This is a genomic window from Pantoea sp. 18069 (assembly GCF_902706035.1).
In the GTDB taxonomy this organism is placed as follows: Bacteria; Pseudomonadota; Gammaproteobacteria; order Burkholderiales; family Burkholderiaceae_C; genus Comamonas.
The window spans coordinates 132,875-150,038 of the sequence record NZ_CACSJA010000011.1; the positions used below are offsets into that span (position 1 = coordinate 132,875).

A 17,164-nucleotide genomic window follows, 5' to 3' on the forward strand; every position below is an offset into this window, starting at 1 on the left:
CAGCGTGGGGTCAGCAATGGCCGCACGCTGTTTTGTTTGGGGCATCCGCCTGGGGGCGCCGAGGGGCCGCGCGCAGGGGGGTGAGGCAATGGCAAGCGTTCGAAGAAAGAAACACTCATGAAGTTGGCTGATATGCGCCTGGGAATGAAGCTGGGGCTGGGATTTTTTCTGGTGGTGCTGTTGACCGTCGCGGTCGGCGGGCTGGCGCTGTGGCAGTTGCAGAAAATCAATGCGGCGGCGAGTTTTCTCGGTGGCCATGCGCTGCAAAGCGTGTCGGACACGGGAGATCTGCGGGTCCACTGGAACCGCTTGCGCCGTCTGGATGCGGGCCTGCTGTCGGCGAAGAGCCCCGAGGAGGTCTCGGGCCTGGCCTCGCGGGCTCCCGCCATTTTGGAGCAGTTGCAGACGCTGGAGCGCGGCTACGAAGCGCTGCACCACAATACCGAGGAGCGCGCGCTGCTGGCCCAGTACCAGACGGAGCGCCAGGCCTATGCCAGCAGCCGTGAGGCCTTGTTCCTGGCCGCGAAGGAAAAGGATTTCAGCGTGGTCGAGCAGGATTCGCTGCTCGGGGATGCGGTCGGCAACCTCTACCAGGGCAGCTCGGAAGGGGCGTTCGTGGCGATGACGGAAACCGTAGGCCAGCTCAATGCGATCAGCCAGCAACGCGCCCGGCTTGCCCAGCAGGCGGCGGCCGGTGCCTACGACGACGCCAGGCTGTGGCTGGTCGCGGGCGTCGCGCTGAGTGCCATCATCGCGGCCCTGTTTGGCGCGCTGGTGACGCGTTCCGTGACCCGGCCGGCGCAGCAGGCGGTCGATGCGGCCAACCACATTGCCCAGGGTGATCTGTCGCAAACGATTGCCTCGGGCAGCCAGGACGAAATGGGCCATCTTCTGCAGGCCTTGCAGCGCATGCAGGGCAGCCTGGTGCAGACCGTCAACAGCGTGCGCAGCAACGCCGAAGGCGTGGCCACGGCGAGCGCGCAGATCGCCTCGGGCAACAGCGACCTGTCGGGCCGCACCGAGGAGCAGGCCAGTGCGCTCGAGCAGACGGCGGCATCGATGGAGCAACTGGGCTCTACCGTGCGCCAGAACGCCGACAACGCGCGCCAGGCCAACCAGCTGGCGCTGAACGCCTCGACGGTGGCGGTGCAGGGCGGCGACGTGGTGGCCCAGGTGGTCGGCACGATGAAGGGCATCAACGACAGCAGCCGCAAGATCGCCGACATCATCGGCGTGATCGACGGCATTGCGTTCCAGACCAATATCCTGGCGCTGAACGCCGCGGTGGAGGCGGCGCGCGCGGGTGAGCAGGGCCGGGGCTTTGCCGTGGTGGCCAGCGAAGTGCGCAGCCTGGCGCAGCGCAGTGCCGAGGCGGCCAAGGAAATCAAGGCGTTGATCACGGCCAGCGTGGAGCGCGTGGAGCAGGGCACGCAGCAGGCGGACCTGGCGGGCGAGACCATGACCGAGGTGGTCGGGGCGATCCGCCGCGTGACGGACATCATGGGCGAGATCAGCGCGGCGAGCAGCGAGCAGAGCACGGGCGTGGCCCAGGTCGGCGAGGCGATCACGCAGATGGATCAGGCGACGCAGCAGAACGCGGCGCTGGTCGAGGAAAGCGCGGCCGCGGCCGACAGCCTGCAGCGCCAGGCGCAGGACCTGGTCGAAGCCGTGGCGGTGTTCCGCCTGGCGCAGGGCGCGCAGGGTCGTGCCGTGACCGCCAGCGCGGTGCCGGGCCCGCGGCGAACGCCGGCGCGCGTGGCCAGCCCTGTCGAACGCCCCCCGATTCCCCGTGCGCCGGCGCGGGCCCCGCAGGTGGCGGCCGCGCCGGCTGCCGCCGCCCCCGCAACGCCCGCCGCCCGCCAGGCTGCGGACAGCGATTGGGAAACGTTCTGACGCCGCGCAAGTCCTTTTTTTGGGGCCTGCCTCCACTTTTTGGTGACAATATGTAATTCGGTCGTGCGAGGGCGTCGCTGTCCTTGCCGCCGGATTCCCGTTTCCCCACAGGCCTGGGGCCGGGCGGGTGGTGCGGCATTTCGCCTGCGACCCGCCATGCATCCGCTGCCCAGGTACGTCCGCAACCGCGGCGATCTCAACCCAAGGGAGCCTTCATGCTTTCGAATCTTTCTTCTACCGGCGGGCTGCGTTCGCGCTCCGCTTCCCAGACCACGGCCCAGGTGGCCAAGGCCGAGTTTCTGACCTTTCAGTTGGGCAAGGAAGAGTACGGCATCGACATTTTGCGGGTGCAGGAAATCCGCTCCTACGAGACGCCAACGCGCATCGCGCATGCCCCCGATTTCATCAAGGGCGTGGTCGATCTGCGCGGCGTGATCGTGCCCATCGTGGACCTGCGCATGAAGCTCGATTGCCCCACGGTCGAGTACACGGCCTTCACCGTGGTGATCATCCTCAACGTTGCCGACACCGTGCTCGGCGTGGTCGTGGATTCGGTGGCCGATGTGGTCAATCTGCCGCTCGATGCCATCCGTCCCACGCCCCAGTTCCAGTCGCAGGTCGACGAAGCGTTCATCAAGGGCATTGCCAACGTCGACGAGCGCATGCTGATCGTCATGGACATCGAAGCCCTGCTGAGCTCGGCCGACATGGGATTGCTCAAGGCCGCGGTCGGCTGAGCCCGATGGCGCGGCATGCCGGCGCGCGTGCCGTGGCCGGGGCGACTGCGCCCACGCCCATCGAACAATGGCGTAGTGCCGTCCCGGGGCATTTTCACCTCCGTTAGAGTATGAGACGCAATTCATTACATTGATCCCGGTCCACCGGGGCGATTCACCAGGGACAAGAACCATGCGCTACGCTCACTTGAAGATCGGCACCCGCCTCACACTCGCGTTTTCGGTACTGTTGTTGATTACCGCCGCCATTGCCGGCATGGGCGTATGGCGGCTCGAAGCGCTCAAGGAAGCCAATCAGGCCATCGCCACCGTGCAGATGCAGCGCAGCATGCTCACCCAGCGCTGGGCGTCGTTGATCGAAATCAACTGGGTGCGCACTTCGACGCTGTTGCGCATCGGCGACCCCGCCTATGTCGCCACCTTGCGAAAAGACATGGCCGCGGCGAGCGAGAGCGTCAACCAGGCGCAGCAACAGCTCGAAGCCATGGCGCAGGACGCCGAACGCCAGGCCTTGATGGCCGAAGTCGCCACGCGGCGCAAGGCCTATTCGGATTTTCGCACCGGCCTGCAAAAGCGCCTGGCGCAGGGCGACGACATCTCGCAGGAACTCGACGGCCAGTTGCGGCCGCTGGCCGACAGCTACCTGAAGTCCGTTGCCGACGTGGCCGATGACGCTGCCAGGGGTCTGGTCGCAGTGCAGGCAAGCGCCCAGGAGTCGGCCACCGCCAGCCAGGTGGTATTGGGCGCGGGCGCGGCCCTGGCCCTGCTGATCGGTCTGCTGTTGGGCGTGACGACGACGCGCTCCATCACACGTCCCATCCAGCGCGCGGCCGAAGTCGCCGATTCGATACGCAACGGTGACCTGACATCGAACATCGATGCGAGCGGCGAGGACGAAACCGCGCAGATGCTGCGCGGCCTGGCCGGAATGCAGACCAACCTGCGCAATATCGTGGCGCATGTGCGCGAAGGCTCCGAGGCCGTGGCCACGGCGAGCGCGCAGATTGCCTCGGGCAACAGCGACCTGTCGGGCCGCACCGAGGAGCAGGCCAGCGCGCTCGAGCAGACGGCGGCGTCGATGGAGCAACTGGGCTCTACCGTGCGCCAGAATGCCGACAACGCGCGCCAGGCCAACCAGCTGGCGCTGAACGCCTCGACGGTGGCGGTGCAGGGCGGCGACGTGGTGGCCCAGGTGGTCGGCACGATGAAGGGCATCAACGACAGCAGCCGCAAGATCGCCGACATCATCGGCGTGATCGACGGCATTGCGTTCCAGACCAATATCCTGGCGCTGAACGCCGCCGTGGAAGCGGCGCGCGCGGGCGAGCAGGGCCGGGGCTTTGCCGTGGTGGCCAGCGAAGTGCGCAGCCTGGCGCAGCGCAGTGCCGAGGCGGCCAAGGAAATCAAGGCGCTGATCACGGCCAGCGTGGAGCGCGTGGAGCAGGGCACGCAGCAGGCGGACCTGGCGGGCGAGACGATGACCGAGGTGGTCGGGGCGATCCGCCGCGTGACGGACATCATGGGCGAGATCAGCGCGGCGAGCAGCGAGCAGAGCACGGGCGTGGCCCAGGTCGGCGAGGCGATCACGCAGATGGACCAGGCGACGCAGCAGAACGCGGCGCTGGTCGAGGAAAGCGCGGCCGCGGCCGACAGCCTGCAGCGCCAGGCGCAGGACCTGGTCGAAGCCGTGGCGGTGTTCCGCCTCGACGATGGCCAGGCCCGGGCCACCCGTGCAGCGCCAGCGGCGCGTGCCGTCCAGCCCGCGCCCCAGCGCGCGGCCGCCAGGCCGGCGCCGGTTGTCCGGCAAGCGCCCGCACCTGCGGTGCCCGCCGTGCCGCACAGCGTCAATTCGCGTGGCCGGCCGGCGCAGGCCTCGGCCAGCAGCACGGACGACTGGGAAAGCTTCTAAAGGCGCGCCGCGCCTGCGCCCAGACCCGGCGCGCGCAGCGGGCTGTGCGCGTGCAGCGCCTCGAGATAGGCCTGCACGCCCGTGCCCTCGCGTTCTAGAAAGCGGTCCACGGCATCGGCGAAGCCGGGGTGGGCGATCCAGTGGGCGCTTGCCGTGGGCGTGGGCAGCAGCGCGCGCGCCATCTTGTGCTCGCCTTGCGCGCCGCCTTCGAAACGCGCGATGCCCTGCGCGATGCACCAGACGATGGGCTGGTAGTAGCAGGCTTCGAAGTGGAGGCAGTCGACGCGCTCGAGCGCCCCCCAGTAACGGCCATAGGCCACGCCCTGCGGCGCGCCGCCGCCGGTAGCTGCCGCGGCCTCGGTGTCGAGGGCGATCAGGCTCGCGGCGATAGGCTGGCCGGCGCGCTCGGCAATGAACAGCAGCCAGTGCGCGGGCAGCAGCGCGCCCATGCGCGCGAAGAAGTCGCGCGCGAGATAGGGCGCATTGCCGTGCTCGAGATAGGTGCGTTCGTAGCAGCGGTAGAAGAAGTCCCAGTCCTGGGCCTGGATCTGCGCACCATGCAGCGCGCGGAAAGTCACGCCGGCCTCGGCCACCTTGCGGCGTTCCTGGCGTATCTTCTTGCGCTTTTCCTGCTGCAGCTGGGCAAGGAAATCATCGAAGTCGCGCAGTGGTCGGGCGGTGCCCGCGGTGCCGGCTGCGGCATGGGCCGCCCCGGCATGGGCCGCCCCACGGTTGTGCCAGTGGAACTGCACGCCGCCGCGCTCCATCCAGCCGTCGGCGCGGCAGGCAGCGAGATCGGCGTCTTCGGTGAACAGCGCATGCACCGAAGACCAGCCCTGGGCCGCAACCCAGCGGCGCACGGTCTGCGCGAGCAGCGCACGCAGCGCTTCACTGCGCGCGAGCAGGCGCGAGCCGGGCACGGGCGTGAACGGCACGGCGATCACCGCCTTGGGGTAGTAGTCCAGGCCATGCTCGGCATAGGCGCGCGCCCAGGCCCAGTCGAACACGTATTCGCCCGACGAATGGTTCTTGGCGTACAGCGGGCAGGCCGCGACCAGTGCGTCGCCTTCCCACAGCGTGACGAAGCAGGGCTGCCAGCCGGTTTCCAGCGTCGCGCTGCCGCTGGCTTCGAGCGCGGCCAGGTACTCATGGCGCATGAAAGGCGTGGGCACGGACTGCTGCGCGAGCAGCGCGTTCCAGGCCTGCGAGGGGATCTCCTGCACCTGGGTGAACACGCGGGTGATAATTGCGCTTTCAGCCATGCCTGCTCCCAGCGCTCGATCCCTGTGGCGCAGCGCTTTTGCGATGGGCCTTGTCGGCCTGATTTCTATCCATGACGTTCTCCATCTGCACTGCTCAGCGCAATTTTGTTGTGGGCGATCTGCCTGGCAATGCGCAAAAAATCATTGAGGCCGCACGCGCGGCGCATGCGGGAGGCGCGCGGCTGCTGCTCACGCCCGAACTCGCGCTGTGCGGCTACGCGGCCGAAGACCTGCTGCTGCGGCCCGCGTTTCTCGACGCCTGCGAGCAGGCGGTGCATACCGTAGCACGGGAAACCGCCGATCTCACGGGCCTGGCCATTGTCCTGGGTCACCCGCGGCGCGTGGCAGGCGAGCGACTGTGCCATAACGCGGCCAGCGTATTGCGCCACGGGGTCGTTGAATGCAGCTATGCCAAGCAGGCGCTGCCCAACTATGGCGTGTTCGACGAGCAGCGCTATTTCACGCCCGGCGATGCGCCCTGCGTGCTCGACGTCGACGGCGTGCGCATCGGCCTGCTGGTCTGCGAGGATGCCTGGCTGCCCGGCCCGGCGCAGCAGGCTGCGCAGGCCGGCGCGCAATTGCTGGCGGTGCTCAATGCCTCGCCCTTCCACGGCGACAAGCCGGGCGTGCGCGAGGCCATGCTGCGCGCACGCGTGCAGGAAACCGGCCTGCCCGTGGTCTACGCCCATCTGGTCGGCGGCCAGGACGAACTGGTGTTCGACGGCCATTCGTTTGCGCTTGGCGCTGACGGTGCGGTGGTCGCGCGCGCTCCGGGCTTCGAGGAAAGCCTGATGGCGGTGCAGGTGACGGCGCAGGCCGGCGCGCTGGTGCTGCAGGGCGAAGTGCAGCCGCTGGCCAGTGCGCACGAGCAGCTGTGGCGCGCGCTGGTGCTGGGGGTGCGCGACTATGTGGGCAAGAACCGTTTTCCCGGCGTGCTGCTGGGGCTGTCGGGCGGCATAGACTCGGCGCTGGTGCTGGCGATCGCCGTCGACGCGCTGGGCGCGGACAAGGTGCGCACCGTGATGATGCCCTCGCCCTACACGGCCGACATCAGCTGGATCGATGCGCGCGACATGGCCGCGCGCCTGGGCGTGGCCTACGAGGAAATCGCCATCGCACCGCAGTTCGAAGCCTTCAAGGCCGCGCTGGCCGCCGATTTCGCGGGCCGCGCCGAAGACACGACGGAAGAGAACCTGCAGGCGCGCATCCGCGGCACGCTGCTGATGGCGCTGTCCAACAAGTTCGGCGCGCTGGTCGTGACCACGGGCAACAAGAGCGAAATGGCCACGGGTTACTGCACGCTCTACGGCGACATGGCGGGCGGCTTCGCGGTGATCAAGGATCTGGTCAAGACCCAGGTGTTCGCGCTGGCGAACTGGCGCAATGCGCACGATCCGTTCGGCACTTGCAGCAATCCCATCCCCGAGCGCATCATCACGCGCCCGCCCAGCGCCGAGCTGCGCCCGGACCAGAAAGACCAAGACAGCCTGCCGCCTTATGAGGTGCTCGATGCCATCGTCGAGCGATACATGGAAAATGACGAATCCGTGCAGGACATTGTGGCCGCGGGCTTTGCCGCCGTCGATGTCGAGCGGGTCACGCGCCTGATCCAGATCAACGAGCACAAACGCCGCCAGGCGCCGATAGGCGTGCGCCTCACGCGCCGCAGCTTCGGCAAGGACTGGCGCTACCCGATCACCAACAAATTCCGGGCGTGATGCAGCAATGCATGGCGCCAACGCATTCCCACATCCAGGAGTTCCCATGAAAATGATCACCGCTGTCATCAAGCCGTTCAAACTCGAAGAGGTGCGCGAAGCGCTGGCCGATTGCGGCGTCACCGGCCTCACGGTCACCGAAGTCAAGGGCTTCGGCCGGCAAAAAGGCCATACCGAACTGTACCGCGGCGCCGAGTACGTGGTCGATTTCCTGCCCAAGGTGAAGATCGAAGTCGTGGTCAACACCGAAGACGTGGACCGCTGTGTCGACGCCATCGTCAGCGTCGCGCGTACCGGCAAGATCGGTGACGGCAAGATTTTCGTCACGCCGGTGGAGCGCGTGGTGCGCATCCGTACCGGCGATCTGGACTCTTCCGCTATCTGATCTAGGGGGCTTGAGGCCAGGACGTTCATGGTTCGACAGGCTCACTACGAACGGTTTGCGAGCAGGTCGCCTTTGGGTGGCCGTCCGAAGGGCGCTTGAGCGCCCGCGCCCTTCAGATCACCGCGCGCAAGGCCTTGGTTTCGCTCGCGGTGCCCGCAGCTTCGACCAGCGCGGGCAGCAGCACCGCCGCATCGGCGTGGCTTTCGATCAGTCCCATCTGCCACTCGCCCATCAGGCCGCTTTGCACGCTGGTGGCCAGGAAAGTCAGCAGGCTGTCGTAGTAGGCCGCGGTATTGAGCAGGCCTATGGGCTTGTCGTGGTAGCCGAGCTGGCGCCAGGTCCAGACTTCGAACAGTTCCTCGAACGTGCCTATGCCGCCGGGAAGCGCGAGGAAGGCGTCCGAGCGTTCGGCCATCATCGCCTTGCGCTCGTGCATGGTCTGCACGATGTGCAGTTCATCGCAGGCATGGTTGGCCTGTTCCTTGTCGACCAGCGCCTGCGGAATGATGCCGACCACGCGGCCACCGGCCAGGCGCGTGGCTTCGGCCACGGTGCCCATCAGGCCGGAACGGCCGCCGCCATAGACCAGCTGGCCGCCATGCGCGCCAATCCACTTGCCGACTTCGATCGCGGCTTCGGTGAACAGGGGATTGACGCCGGGGCGCGAGCCCAGGTAGACGCAGAGGGAAAAGGCAGGTGTCGGGGAGTTCATCATAGGAATTTCAAGTAAAGGGCGGACAGCCAGGTGCCCGCGCACAGCAGCAGGGCCAGCAGCACGGCGGCGCTGCCCATGTCCTTGGCGCGCTTGGACAGCGCATGCCATTCGGGGCCTATGCGATCGATCGCGGATTCAATGGCGCTGTTGAGCAACTCGACGATCAGCACCAGCACGATGGACGCCACGAGCAGCATGCATTCGCTCCAGCTGCGTCCCAGCCAGGGCGCGAACGGCAGCAGGCACAGCGCGCCCAGGGCTTCGGTGCGAAAGGCTTTCTCGCCCCAGCCCGCACGCAGGCCCTGCAGCGAGTAGCCGCCTGCATGCCATATGCGGCGCAGGCCGCTGCGGGTTTTCTGGGGGTTGACCGGTGGAGTCTCTGGAGCCATGGGCCGAGAGGATACGCTAGCCTAGGCCAGTCCGTCGGCCTTGCGGCGTTTCGTGCGGGCACGCGCTTCGCCTTGCGCGTCGTGCACCAGCCGCGTGCCGGCCAGCGCATCGTGCAGGAACTGGCGCTGCGGGTGCAGGCGGCTGAGCAGCGCCCAGACCGCGATCCAGCCCAGCATCAGCACCGTGGTCTCGCCCGCGGGCAGGTGGAAGGGCGCGATCACGGCCAGCGGCGGCAGGAACCACAGCCAGCTGAGCAGGTAGCGCGCAAGCGCACGGCCCTGCGTGAGCGCGCGGCCCGACTTGTCGGTCACGCGGATGTGCCAGGTTTTCATCGCCAGGGTCTGGCCCTTGGACCAGAACCAGGTGAAGTAGATGCCGAACACCACGAACAAAAAGGCCTGCAGCGCGTGGCGGTTGTCCATCGCATTGCGTGTCTGGCTCAGCGTGCCGAACAGATAGCCGGCAATGAATACCACGCCGAACAGCAGCAGTCCTTCGTAGAGCCAGCAGGCCATGCGCCGGCGCAGGCTCGGGGTCGGCGGCAGGGACGGAAGCTGCGCAGGCGTCGAAGGCGGGACGGAAGAGTGCATTACGGTGGAAGCGGGTCGCCCAGCCCCGTGCCTGCGGCCGTGTCGGCGCCTGCGGGGGCGAGCGCGGGCAAGGGCAGCGCCGTCGCGGTGGACAGGTTCACGGGTGCGGTCTCGACCACGTTGGGCATAGACACCGGCCGGGTTTCGACGGCCAGCGCGGGCGGCGCCGGCGGCGCGATGTGGTGCGTTGACTGGGCGCTGGGCGCGGGAATCTTGGGCAGGTTGGCGACGTTGTTGGCGGTGGCCGTGGCGGCCGGCACGCGCGCGAGCTTTTTCGCCGGCACCGGGCGCAGCGCGGGTGCGGCGCCCGCGGGCCTGGCCGCGGCGGCCCTGGCTGCAAGCGCCCGTCGCTGTTCGTCGCTCAAGGCCTGGTAGGCTTCCCACTGCGCCCATTTGTCCTTGGGGGCCATGCGGTTGGTGAGTGCATAGTTGAGCCGGGCCTGGCTGCGCTGCTGGGCGCTCAGGCTGGCCCAGGATTCCATGCGGTCGCGCAGCTTGAGCTGCTCCTGCGCGGGCAGGGTGTCGAAGGTGCCGGCCAGCACGATCCAGCGGCTCTTTTGCACTTCGCCCATGAACGGCCAGCGTTTCTCCAGCGGCTGCAGCACGCTTTGCTGGGCCAGCGTGAGTTCGCCCCAGTTGGGACCCGCGGCTTGCAGGCGGCGCTGCGACAGGCCGTTGCGCGGTGCATCGGAATCGGCCGCAGGCGCCTGGGCCACCGTGGCCATGGCCAGCGCGCTGGGCGCCTGTCGCACCTGCGGCACGATCCAGCCCGCGACCAGCGTGAGCGCCAACAGCAGCGCCGACGCCAGCGCGACGCTGCTCAAGCTGCGGAATTCAGTACGCGGGACAGGGGGCATGCAACCGGAAGATCTCTAGCAAGGGGGTCAGAGCGTGGAAACCGCGGGCGGTGTCTGGATGAACTGCAGGAAACCTGGATCGGCATAGGCCGAAGGGGGCAGGTCGTCCGTGAGCAGGGCGGCGTCGACTTCGGCGACTTCGTGCATGCCGAAATCGGTCTGCGAGGTGATGAACACCGCGAGGCTGATCGCGAGCCCGACCAGCGGCGCTGCGGTGAGTGCACCGCGCCACCAGCCGTGGCGCCCGGGCGCGCCCAGCGAGGCCACGCCCCCCTGATTCTGCACTGCGTGTGCCGTGACGCGCTGGTGCACCAGCACTTCGCGCCGGCGCTGCGACAACGCGCGCTCACGCCCGGCGCGCAATCGCTCGCTGATGTCGTAGGCCAGTAGTTGGTTGTTTTCGCTCAGGCGTGCGGTCACGCGCCGCGCAAAACGATCGGCGGCCTGCTCAATGGACGGTGTTGCTGCAATGTTCATAACTGGATTCCTTTGGCCTTCAGTGCCTTGCTGAGGGTCTGAATGGCACGAAAACAGTGTGTCTTCACACTGCCTTCCGAGCAACCCATGGCGGCTGCGGTCTCTGCGACGTCCATCTCCTCCCAATAACGCATCAGAAAGGCTTCACGTTGACGTGTTGGCAACTCCTGCACCTCTTTTTCTATGCCTTGCAGCGTTTGTACACGCTGCGTGTGCTCTTCGGCGCTTTGCACCGTCTGTTCGTTTCCATTGCCAGCATAGGTCTCGAGCAGATCAAAGTCCATGCCGTCGTCGCCTGCGGGCTCGAAATCGCTCATGCGCGTGAAGAGCGCATTGCGCGTTTTCTGGCGCCGGAACCAGTCGAGCGTGCAGTTCGACAGGATGCGCTGGAACAGCATCGGCAACTCGGCAGGCGGCTTGTCCCCGTAATGGTGCGCGAGCTTGAGCATACTGTCCTGGACAATGTCGAGCGCCGCCTCATCATCGCGGACATGGTAGAGCGCGCGCTTGAAAGCGCGTTTTTCCACATCCTTGAGAAATTGCGAGAGTTCTTGTTCGGTTGCCAAAGAGGTCAGCCTGCCGCGAAAGGGGCGCCGTGGCCAGAAAGAGGATTGCTGCGGCGGCTTGCCCGATTCCGGGAGTCCGTCAGCACAGGACAAAGCGAATTATCGCATCCATCGAATATTTTGCCGCACCGGGCAGCCCGGGCATTGCGCCGCGGTGCGATAATCCGGGCGCAAATCAAAAAAGCAAACGGGTCACGGTCCGGCGTCCACACATTTCGCCCATGGCCATGGCCTCAAGTCCCAAACCGGCCCCACAAGGGCACAGGCCAGGGGCACCCAAGGTTTTTCGTTAGAGAAATTCGCAAAGGTTGATCATGGAAATTTCCAAGGCAGAGCTTTCTTCCGCTGCCGCTGCAGCAGCGTCGTCTCCCGCGCGTCCCACTGAACTCATGGGCGCAGAAATCCTCGTCAAGTCGCTCCAGGCCGAAGGCGTGCAGCATCTGTGGGGTTATCCGGGTGGCGCTGTGTTGTATATCTACGACGCGCTCTACAAGCAAGACACCATTCAGCATGTGCTGGTGCGCCATGAACAGGCGGCCGTGCATGCAGCCGACGGCTTCGCCCGCGCCACTGGCGAAGTCGGCGTGGCGCTGGTCACTTCCGGCCCCGGCCTGACGAACGCCGTCACCGGCATCGCCACCGCCTACACCGACAGCATTCCGCTGGTCGTGATCAGCGGACAGACTTCGACCGCCTCCATCGGCACCGACGCCTTCCAGGAGTGCGACACCGTGGGCATCACGCGCCCCATCGTCAAGCACAACTTCCTCGTCAAGGATGCGCGCGATCTCGCCGCGACGATGAAGAAGGCCTTCCACATCGCGCGCTCGGGCCGGCCCGGCCCGGTGGTGGTCGACATTCCCAAGGACGTGTCCTTCAAGAAGGCCGCCTGGACCGGTTATCCGCAGAGCATAGAAATGCGCTCGTACAACCCGGTCAAGAAAGGCCACAGTGGCCAGATCCGCAAGGCGCTGCAACTGCTGCTGAGCGCCAAGCGCCCCTATATCTATACCGGCGGCGGCGTGTTGCTGGGCAATGCCTGCAACGAACTGCGCACGCTGGTCGACATGCTCGGCGTGCCCGTGACCCACACCCTGATGGGCCTGGGCGCCTACCCCGCGAGCGAGCGCAAGTACCTGGGCATGCTGGGCATGCACGGCACCATCGAAGCCAACAACGCGATGCAGAACTGCGACGTGCTGCTGGCCGTGGGCGCGCGCTTCGACGACCGCGTGATCGGCAACCCCAAGCACTTCCTGTCGGTCGAGCGCAAGATCATCCACATCGACATCGACCCCTCGTCGATCTCCAAGCGCGTGCGCGTCGATGTGCCCATCGTGGGCGACGTCAAGGACGTGCTTGGCGAGCTCATTGCCATGCTGCGCGAAACGGCGGCCCGCCCCGACGCCGGAGCGCTCGCGGCCTGGTGGGACACCATCGAAGCCTGGCGCGCGCGTGACTGCCTGCGCTACGACAACAGCAACCCTGAAGTCATCAAGCCGCAGTACGTGGTCGAGACGCTGTTCAACATGACGCGCGGCACCGACACCTACATCACGTCCGACGTGGGCCAGCACCAGATGTGGGCCGCGCAGTACTACCGCTTCGACGAGCCGCGCCGCTGGATCAACTCCGGCGGCCTGGGCACGATGGGCGTGGGCATTCCCTACGCCATGGGCATCAAGCTCGCCAAGCCCGACGCCGAAGTGTTCTGCATCACCGGCGAAGGCTCGGTGCAGATGAACATCCAGGAGCTGTCGACCTGCCTGCAGCACAACACGCCGATCAAGATCTGCTCGCTCAACAACCGCTACCTGGGCATGGTGCGCCAGTGGCAGGAGATCGAGTATTCGGGCCGCTACAGCCACAGCTACATGGACGCGCTGCCGAACTTCGTCAAGCTCGCCGAAGCCTATGGCCACGTGGGCCTGCTGGTCGAACGCTCCGAGGACGTCGAGCCCGCACTGCGCGAAGCGCGCCGCCTCAAGGACCGCACGGTGTTCATCGACTTCCGTACCGATCCGACCGAGAACGTCTTCCCCATGGTCCAGGCCGGCAAGGGCATCACGGAGATGCTGCTCGGCACCGACGACCTCTGAGCACGCGGGGCCGCGTGCCCTGCTGCCTCATCCCTTTCCAGCTATCGTTCGATAGTTCCATTGTTGACGAATCTATTGCCCGCCAAGCCCGCGCATTACCGTGCGCGGGGGAGGGCGGCGAAAAGAGGAATCCGTACCCATGAAGCACATCATTGCAGTCTTGCTCGAGAACGAACCCGGCGCGCTGTCGCGCGTGGTCGGACTGTTCTCGGCGCGAGGCTATAACATCGAGTCCCTGACCGTGGCGCCGACCGAGGATCCGTCGCTGTCGCGCATGACCATCCAGACCACGGGCTCGGAAGACGTGATCGAGCAGATCACCAAGCATCTGAACCGCCTCATCGAGGTGGTCAAGGTGGTGGACCTGACCGAAGGCGCGTACGCCGAGCGCGAGCTGATGATGGTCAAGGTCCGGGCCGTGGGCAAGGAGCGCGAAGAAATAAAGCGCCTGGTGGACATCTTCCGCGGCCGCATCATCGATGTGACCGACAAGAGCTACACCATAGAACTCACGGGCGACCAGTCCAAGAACGACGCCTTTTTGCAGGCCATGGAACGCTCTGCCATCCTCGAGACCGTGCGCACCGGTGCGAGCGGCATCGGCCGAGGCGAGCGCATCCTGCGCGTGTGATTTTCCCTGTCCTATTTTTTACCCCCTAAGAACCCATTCACTGGAGCCAACATGAAAGTTTTCTACGACAAAGACTGCGACCTGAGCCTGATCAAGGGCAAGACCGTTGCAATCATCGGTTACGGCAGCCAAGGCCATGCGCACGCACAGAACTTGAACGAAAGCGGCGTGAAGGTCGTGGTCGGCCTGCGCAAGGGTGGCGCTTCGTGGCCCAAGGTCGAAAAGGCCGGCCTCAATGTGATGGAAGTCAACGACGCCGTGAAGGCCGCCGACGTGGTCATGATCCTGCTGCCCGATGAAGACATCGCAGCCGTGTACAAGAACAACGTCGAGCCCAACATCAAGCAAGGCGCTTCGCTGGTGTTCGCCCACGGCTTCAACGTGCACTACAACCAGGTCGTGCCCCGCGCCGACCTCGACGTGTGGATGGTCGCTCCCAAGGCGCCCGGCCACACCGTGCGCAACACCTACACGCAAGGCGGCGGCGTGCCCCACCTGATCGCCGTGCACCAGGACAAGTCGGGCAAGGCCCGTGATCTGGCCCTGTCGTACGCGATGGCCAACGGTGGCGGCAAGGCCGGCATCATCGAGACCAACTTCAAGGAAGAGACCGAGACCGATCTGTTCGGCGAACAGGCTGTTCTGTGCGGTGGTGCGGTCGAGCTGATCAAGATGGGCTTCGAAACCCTGGTCGAAGCCGGCTACGCGCCTGAAATGGCCTACTTCGAGTGCCTGCACGAACTCAAGCTGATCGTCGACCTGATCTATGAAGGCGGCATCGCCAACATGAACTACTCGATCTCGAACAACGCCGAATACGGCGAGTACGTGACCGGCCCCGAAGTGATCAACGCCGAGTCGCGCCAGGCCATGCGCAACGCCCTCAAGCGCATCCAGGACGGCGAATACGCCAAGATGTTCATTCTGGAAGGCCGCACCGGCTACCCCAGCATGACCGCTCGCCGCCGCAACACCGCCGATCACCAGATCGAAAAGGTCGGTGGCCAGCTGCGCGCGATGATGCCCTGGATTGCCAAGAACAAGCTGGTTGACCAGACGAAAAACTGATCCAACGCAGGGCGTGAGCCCTGCCGCGGTCATCGAAAGCCACCGCAAGGTGGCTTTTTTTATTGACGCCGGGCCTGGGGGGGGGCTTTGCCCCCCCAGACGGCTACACGCAGTGAGCAAGCGTGGGGGCCTTTTTTGCCGCCGGGCCGCCCCAAGGCAATAAGCGCCCCCGTGGGGGGGCAGCGGCTACACGCAGTGAGCAAGCGTGGGGGTCTTTTTTTTTGCCGCCGGGCCGCCCCAAGGCAAAAGCAGCCCCCTCGAGGGGCAGCGGCTACACGCAGTGAGCAAGCGTGGGGGCCTTTTCTTTGCCGCCGGGCCGCCCCAAGGTAAAAAGCGGCCCCCTCGGGGGGCAGCGGACCTTGCGCAGCAAGGGAAGCGTGGGGGTCTTTTTTTGCCGCCGGGCCGCCCCAAGGCAAAAAGCGGCCCCCTCGGGGGGCAGCGGCTACACGCAGTGAGCAAGCGTGGGGGCCTTTTTTATTAACGTCGCGCCATGGCACACGGGTACACTGCAGCACACAGAGGGGGCAAGGCGCTCCCGCGAACAAACAGTGTCAATCGCGTTCCCTGTCCATGGGCAGCGCAGTGGAGGTTTATTACATGCATGACGGCAATGAGTCGACGGAAGTGGCGGGCGTGTCGGTGCGCAAGCGCCGCAAGGGCATCTACATCCTGCCCAACCTGTTCACATTGGCAGCGCTGTTCGGCGGTTTCTATGCCATCGTGATGGCGATGAACGGACGCTTCGAGCTGGCCGCCGTGGGCGTGTTCTGTGCGATGGTGCTCGACAGCCTCGACGGCCGCGTGGCGCGCATGACCAACACCCAGAGCGCGTTCGGCGAGCAGATGGACTCGCTGTCCGACATGGTCTCGTTCGGCGTTGCGCCGGCGCTGATCGCCTACGAGTGGGCGCTCAAGGGCCTGGGCCGCTGGGGCTGGATCGCGGCGTTTGTCTACTGCTCCTGCGCGGCGCTGCGCCTGGCGCGCTTCAACGTCAATACGGCCGTGGTCGACAAGCGCTACTTCCAGGGCCTGCCGTCGCCGGCCGCCGCGGCGCTGGTCACGGGCTTCATCTGGCTGCTCAGCGACTCGGGCCTGATGCGCGGCGCCGACGGCCTGCTGACCTGGACCCAGCTGACCTGGACGATGTTCGCGCTGACGCTGTACTCGGGCCTGACCATGGTCACCAACGTGCCGTTCTACAGCTTCAAGGACATCCACATGAAGCGCAGCGTGCCGTTTGCGGCCATCGTGCTGATCGTGCTGGCGATCGCGGTGATCAACATCCACGCGCCCACGGTGCTGTTCGGCGTGTTCGTGCTCTACGGCTTCAGCGGCTACGCGGTCTATGCCTGGCGCAAGGCCAAGGGCCAGCAGGTCAGCGTGATCAGCACGTCCAAGGACGAGCCAGAAGAGCGCGGTCTGCACAAATAGAAATCTCCTTGATGCGTCCCGCTTCGTGTGGGCGCGCTGGGGGCCTTGGTCCCTGTAGGGAATGTCAGTTAGTTAAAAGCGCAAGAGCCTCAGGAGGAGGCGCTAAAAATCCGCTTTTGTGGTACCTTTGTTTCGCTGGGGCCTGTGCCAGCGGCCGCTATGGCTTTGCTTTTCGAGGCCGGGTCTCGGCCCGGCAGCCGACTTCATTTTCTTGTACGCACAAGAAAACGAAGCAAAAGAAGGCGCCCCTGCTGTCTGCGACCCTGCGCTGCGCTCCGGGCAACCTGCCGTGCTCGGTCCCGGGCTGCACCGCAGAACTTATATGGACACCTCCCGTGATGCAAGCAAACTTTTGAAGTTTTGACTCGGCGGTTCATTGCAACCTTATATCCGGCCTTTCGATGCAGTACGGACTGTTCATCCGCTGCTGGCCCTG

General features: G+C 65.9%; 16 protein-coding genes. 9 read left to right on the top strand and 7 right to left on the bottom strand.

The annotated features are described in order from the left end of the window. Positions 1-117: 117 nt before the first annotated feature. The 3 genes from GVL12_RS26885 (at position 118) to GVL12_RS11200 (ending at position 4,539) form a co-directional block, all read left to right on the top strand. Positions 118-1,893: a methyl-accepting chemotaxis protein gene (locus GVL12_RS26885; protein WP_159913846.1), complete on the top strand. Its 1,776-nt coding sequence runs from the start codon at positions 118-120 to the stop codon at positions 1,891-1,893. A 215-nt stretch (positions 1,894-2,108) separates the two neighbouring features. Continuing rightward, on the top strand, positions 2,109-2,630 hold the full coding sequence (locus tag GVL12_RS11195) for a chemotaxis protein CheW (protein WP_159913848.1): 522 nt from the start codon (positions 2,109-2,111) through the stop codon (positions 2,628-2,630). A gap of 172 nt (positions 2,631-2,802) precedes the next feature. Beyond that, the gene (locus GVL12_RS11200; protein WP_159913850.1) at positions 2,803-4,539 is read left to right on the top strand and encodes a methyl-accepting chemotaxis protein; all 1,737 of its coding nucleotides are present in this window, start codon (positions 2,803-2,805) and stop codon (positions 4,537-4,539) included. On the opposite strand, the gene GVL12_RS11205 is transcribed toward GVL12_RS11200, so the two are convergent. Next, positions 4,536-5,801, bottom strand: a complete 1,266-nt coding sequence (locus tag GVL12_RS11205; RefSeq protein ID WP_159913852.1) for a GNAT family N-acetyltransferase — start codon at positions 5,799-5,801, stop codon at positions 4,536-4,538. The genes GVL12_RS11200 and GVL12_RS11205 overlap by 4 nt on opposite strands. 71 nt (positions 5,802-5,872) lie before the next feature. Here GVL12_RS11205 and GVL12_RS11210 point away from each other — a divergent pair, with 71 nt between their 5' ends. Together GVL12_RS11210 and GVL12_RS11215 are read left to right on the top strand one after the other, a co-directional pair. After that, positions 5,873-7,519, top strand: a complete 1,647-nt coding sequence (locus tag GVL12_RS11210; protein ID WP_159913854.1) for an NAD+ synthase — start codon at positions 5,873-5,875, stop codon at positions 7,517-7,519. A 46-nt stretch (positions 7,520-7,565) separates the two neighbouring features. After that, positions 7,566-7,904, top strand: coding sequence for a P-II family nitrogen regulator (locus tag GVL12_RS11215; protein ID WP_159913856.1), 339 nt, complete (start codon positions 7,566-7,568; stop codon positions 7,902-7,904). A 112-nt stretch (positions 7,905-8,016) separates the two neighbouring features. On the opposite strand, the gene GVL12_RS11220 is transcribed toward GVL12_RS11215, so the two are convergent. The 6 genes from GVL12_RS11220 to GVL12_RS11245 are packed head-to-tail and all read right to left on the bottom strand — an operon-like array spanning position 8,017 to position 11,499. Then, positions 8,017-8,616, bottom strand: a complete 600-nt coding sequence (locus GVL12_RS11220) for a TIGR00730 family Rossman fold protein (RefSeq protein ID WP_159913858.1) — start codon at positions 8,614-8,616, stop codon at positions 8,017-8,019. Next, positions 8,616-9,008: a diacylglycerol kinase gene (locus GVL12_RS11225; RefSeq protein WP_159913860.1), complete on the bottom strand. Its 393-nt coding sequence runs from the start codon at positions 9,006-9,008 to the stop codon at positions 8,616-8,618. The genes GVL12_RS11220 and GVL12_RS11225 overlap by 1 nt, the downstream gene beginning before the upstream one ends. A gap of 21 nt (positions 9,009-9,029) precedes the next feature. Next, a complete protein-coding gene (locus tag GVL12_RS11230) occupies positions 9,030-9,599 on the bottom strand; it encodes an RDD family protein (RefSeq protein ID WP_159913862.1) in 570 nt (189 codons plus the stop codon). Next, the gene (locus tag GVL12_RS11235; RefSeq protein WP_159913864.1) at positions 9,599-10,456 is read right to left on the bottom strand and encodes a DUF3106 domain-containing protein; all 858 of its coding nucleotides are present in this window, start codon (positions 10,454-10,456) and stop codon (positions 9,599-9,601) included. Before GVL12_RS11235 ends, GVL12_RS11230 begins: the two co-directional genes overlap by 1 nt. Before the next feature lie 27 nt (positions 10,457-10,483). Next, positions 10,484-10,933 (bottom strand): DUF3619 family protein, encoded by a 450-nt coding sequence (locus GVL12_RS11240; protein ID WP_159913866.1) that lies wholly within the window; start codon positions 10,931-10,933, stop codon positions 10,484-10,486. Then, complete coding sequence (locus GVL12_RS11245; protein WP_159913868.1) at positions 10,930-11,499, bottom strand: RNA polymerase sigma factor; 570 nt, start codon at positions 11,497-11,499, stop codon at positions 10,930-10,932. The genes GVL12_RS11240 and GVL12_RS11245 overlap by 4 nt, the downstream gene beginning before the upstream one ends. Before the next feature lie 314 nt (positions 11,500-11,813). On the opposite strand from GVL12_RS11245, the gene GVL12_RS11250 reads away from it, so the two are divergent. The 4 genes from GVL12_RS11250 (at position 11,814) to pssA (ending at position 16,728) form a co-directional block, all read left to right on the top strand. Continuing rightward, positions 11,814-13,598, top strand: a complete 1,785-nt coding sequence (locus GVL12_RS11250; protein WP_159913870.1) for an acetolactate synthase 3 catalytic subunit — start codon at positions 11,814-11,816, stop codon at positions 13,596-13,598. Between the two features lie 139 nt (positions 13,599-13,737). Continuing rightward, on the top strand, positions 13,738-14,229 hold the full coding sequence (gene ilvN / locus GVL12_RS11255; RefSeq protein ID WP_159913872.1) for an acetolactate synthase small subunit: 492 nt from the start codon (positions 13,738-13,740) through the stop codon (positions 14,227-14,229). A gap of 51 nt (positions 14,230-14,280) precedes the next feature. Continuing rightward, entirely contained in the window at positions 14,281-15,297 is a 1,017-nt protein-coding gene (gene ilvC, locus GVL12_RS11260) for a ketol-acid reductoisomerase (RefSeq protein WP_159913874.1), read from the top strand. Between the two features lie 597 nt (positions 15,298-15,894). Continuing rightward, positions 15,895-16,728 carry a CDP-diacylglycerol--serine O-phosphatidyltransferase gene (pssA, locus tag GVL12_RS11270; RefSeq protein WP_159913884.1) on the top strand — a complete coding sequence of 278 codons (834 nt, stop codon included), beginning with the start codon at positions 15,895-15,897 and terminating at the stop codon, positions 16,726-16,728. Positions 16,729-17,164: the final 436 nt, after the last annotated feature.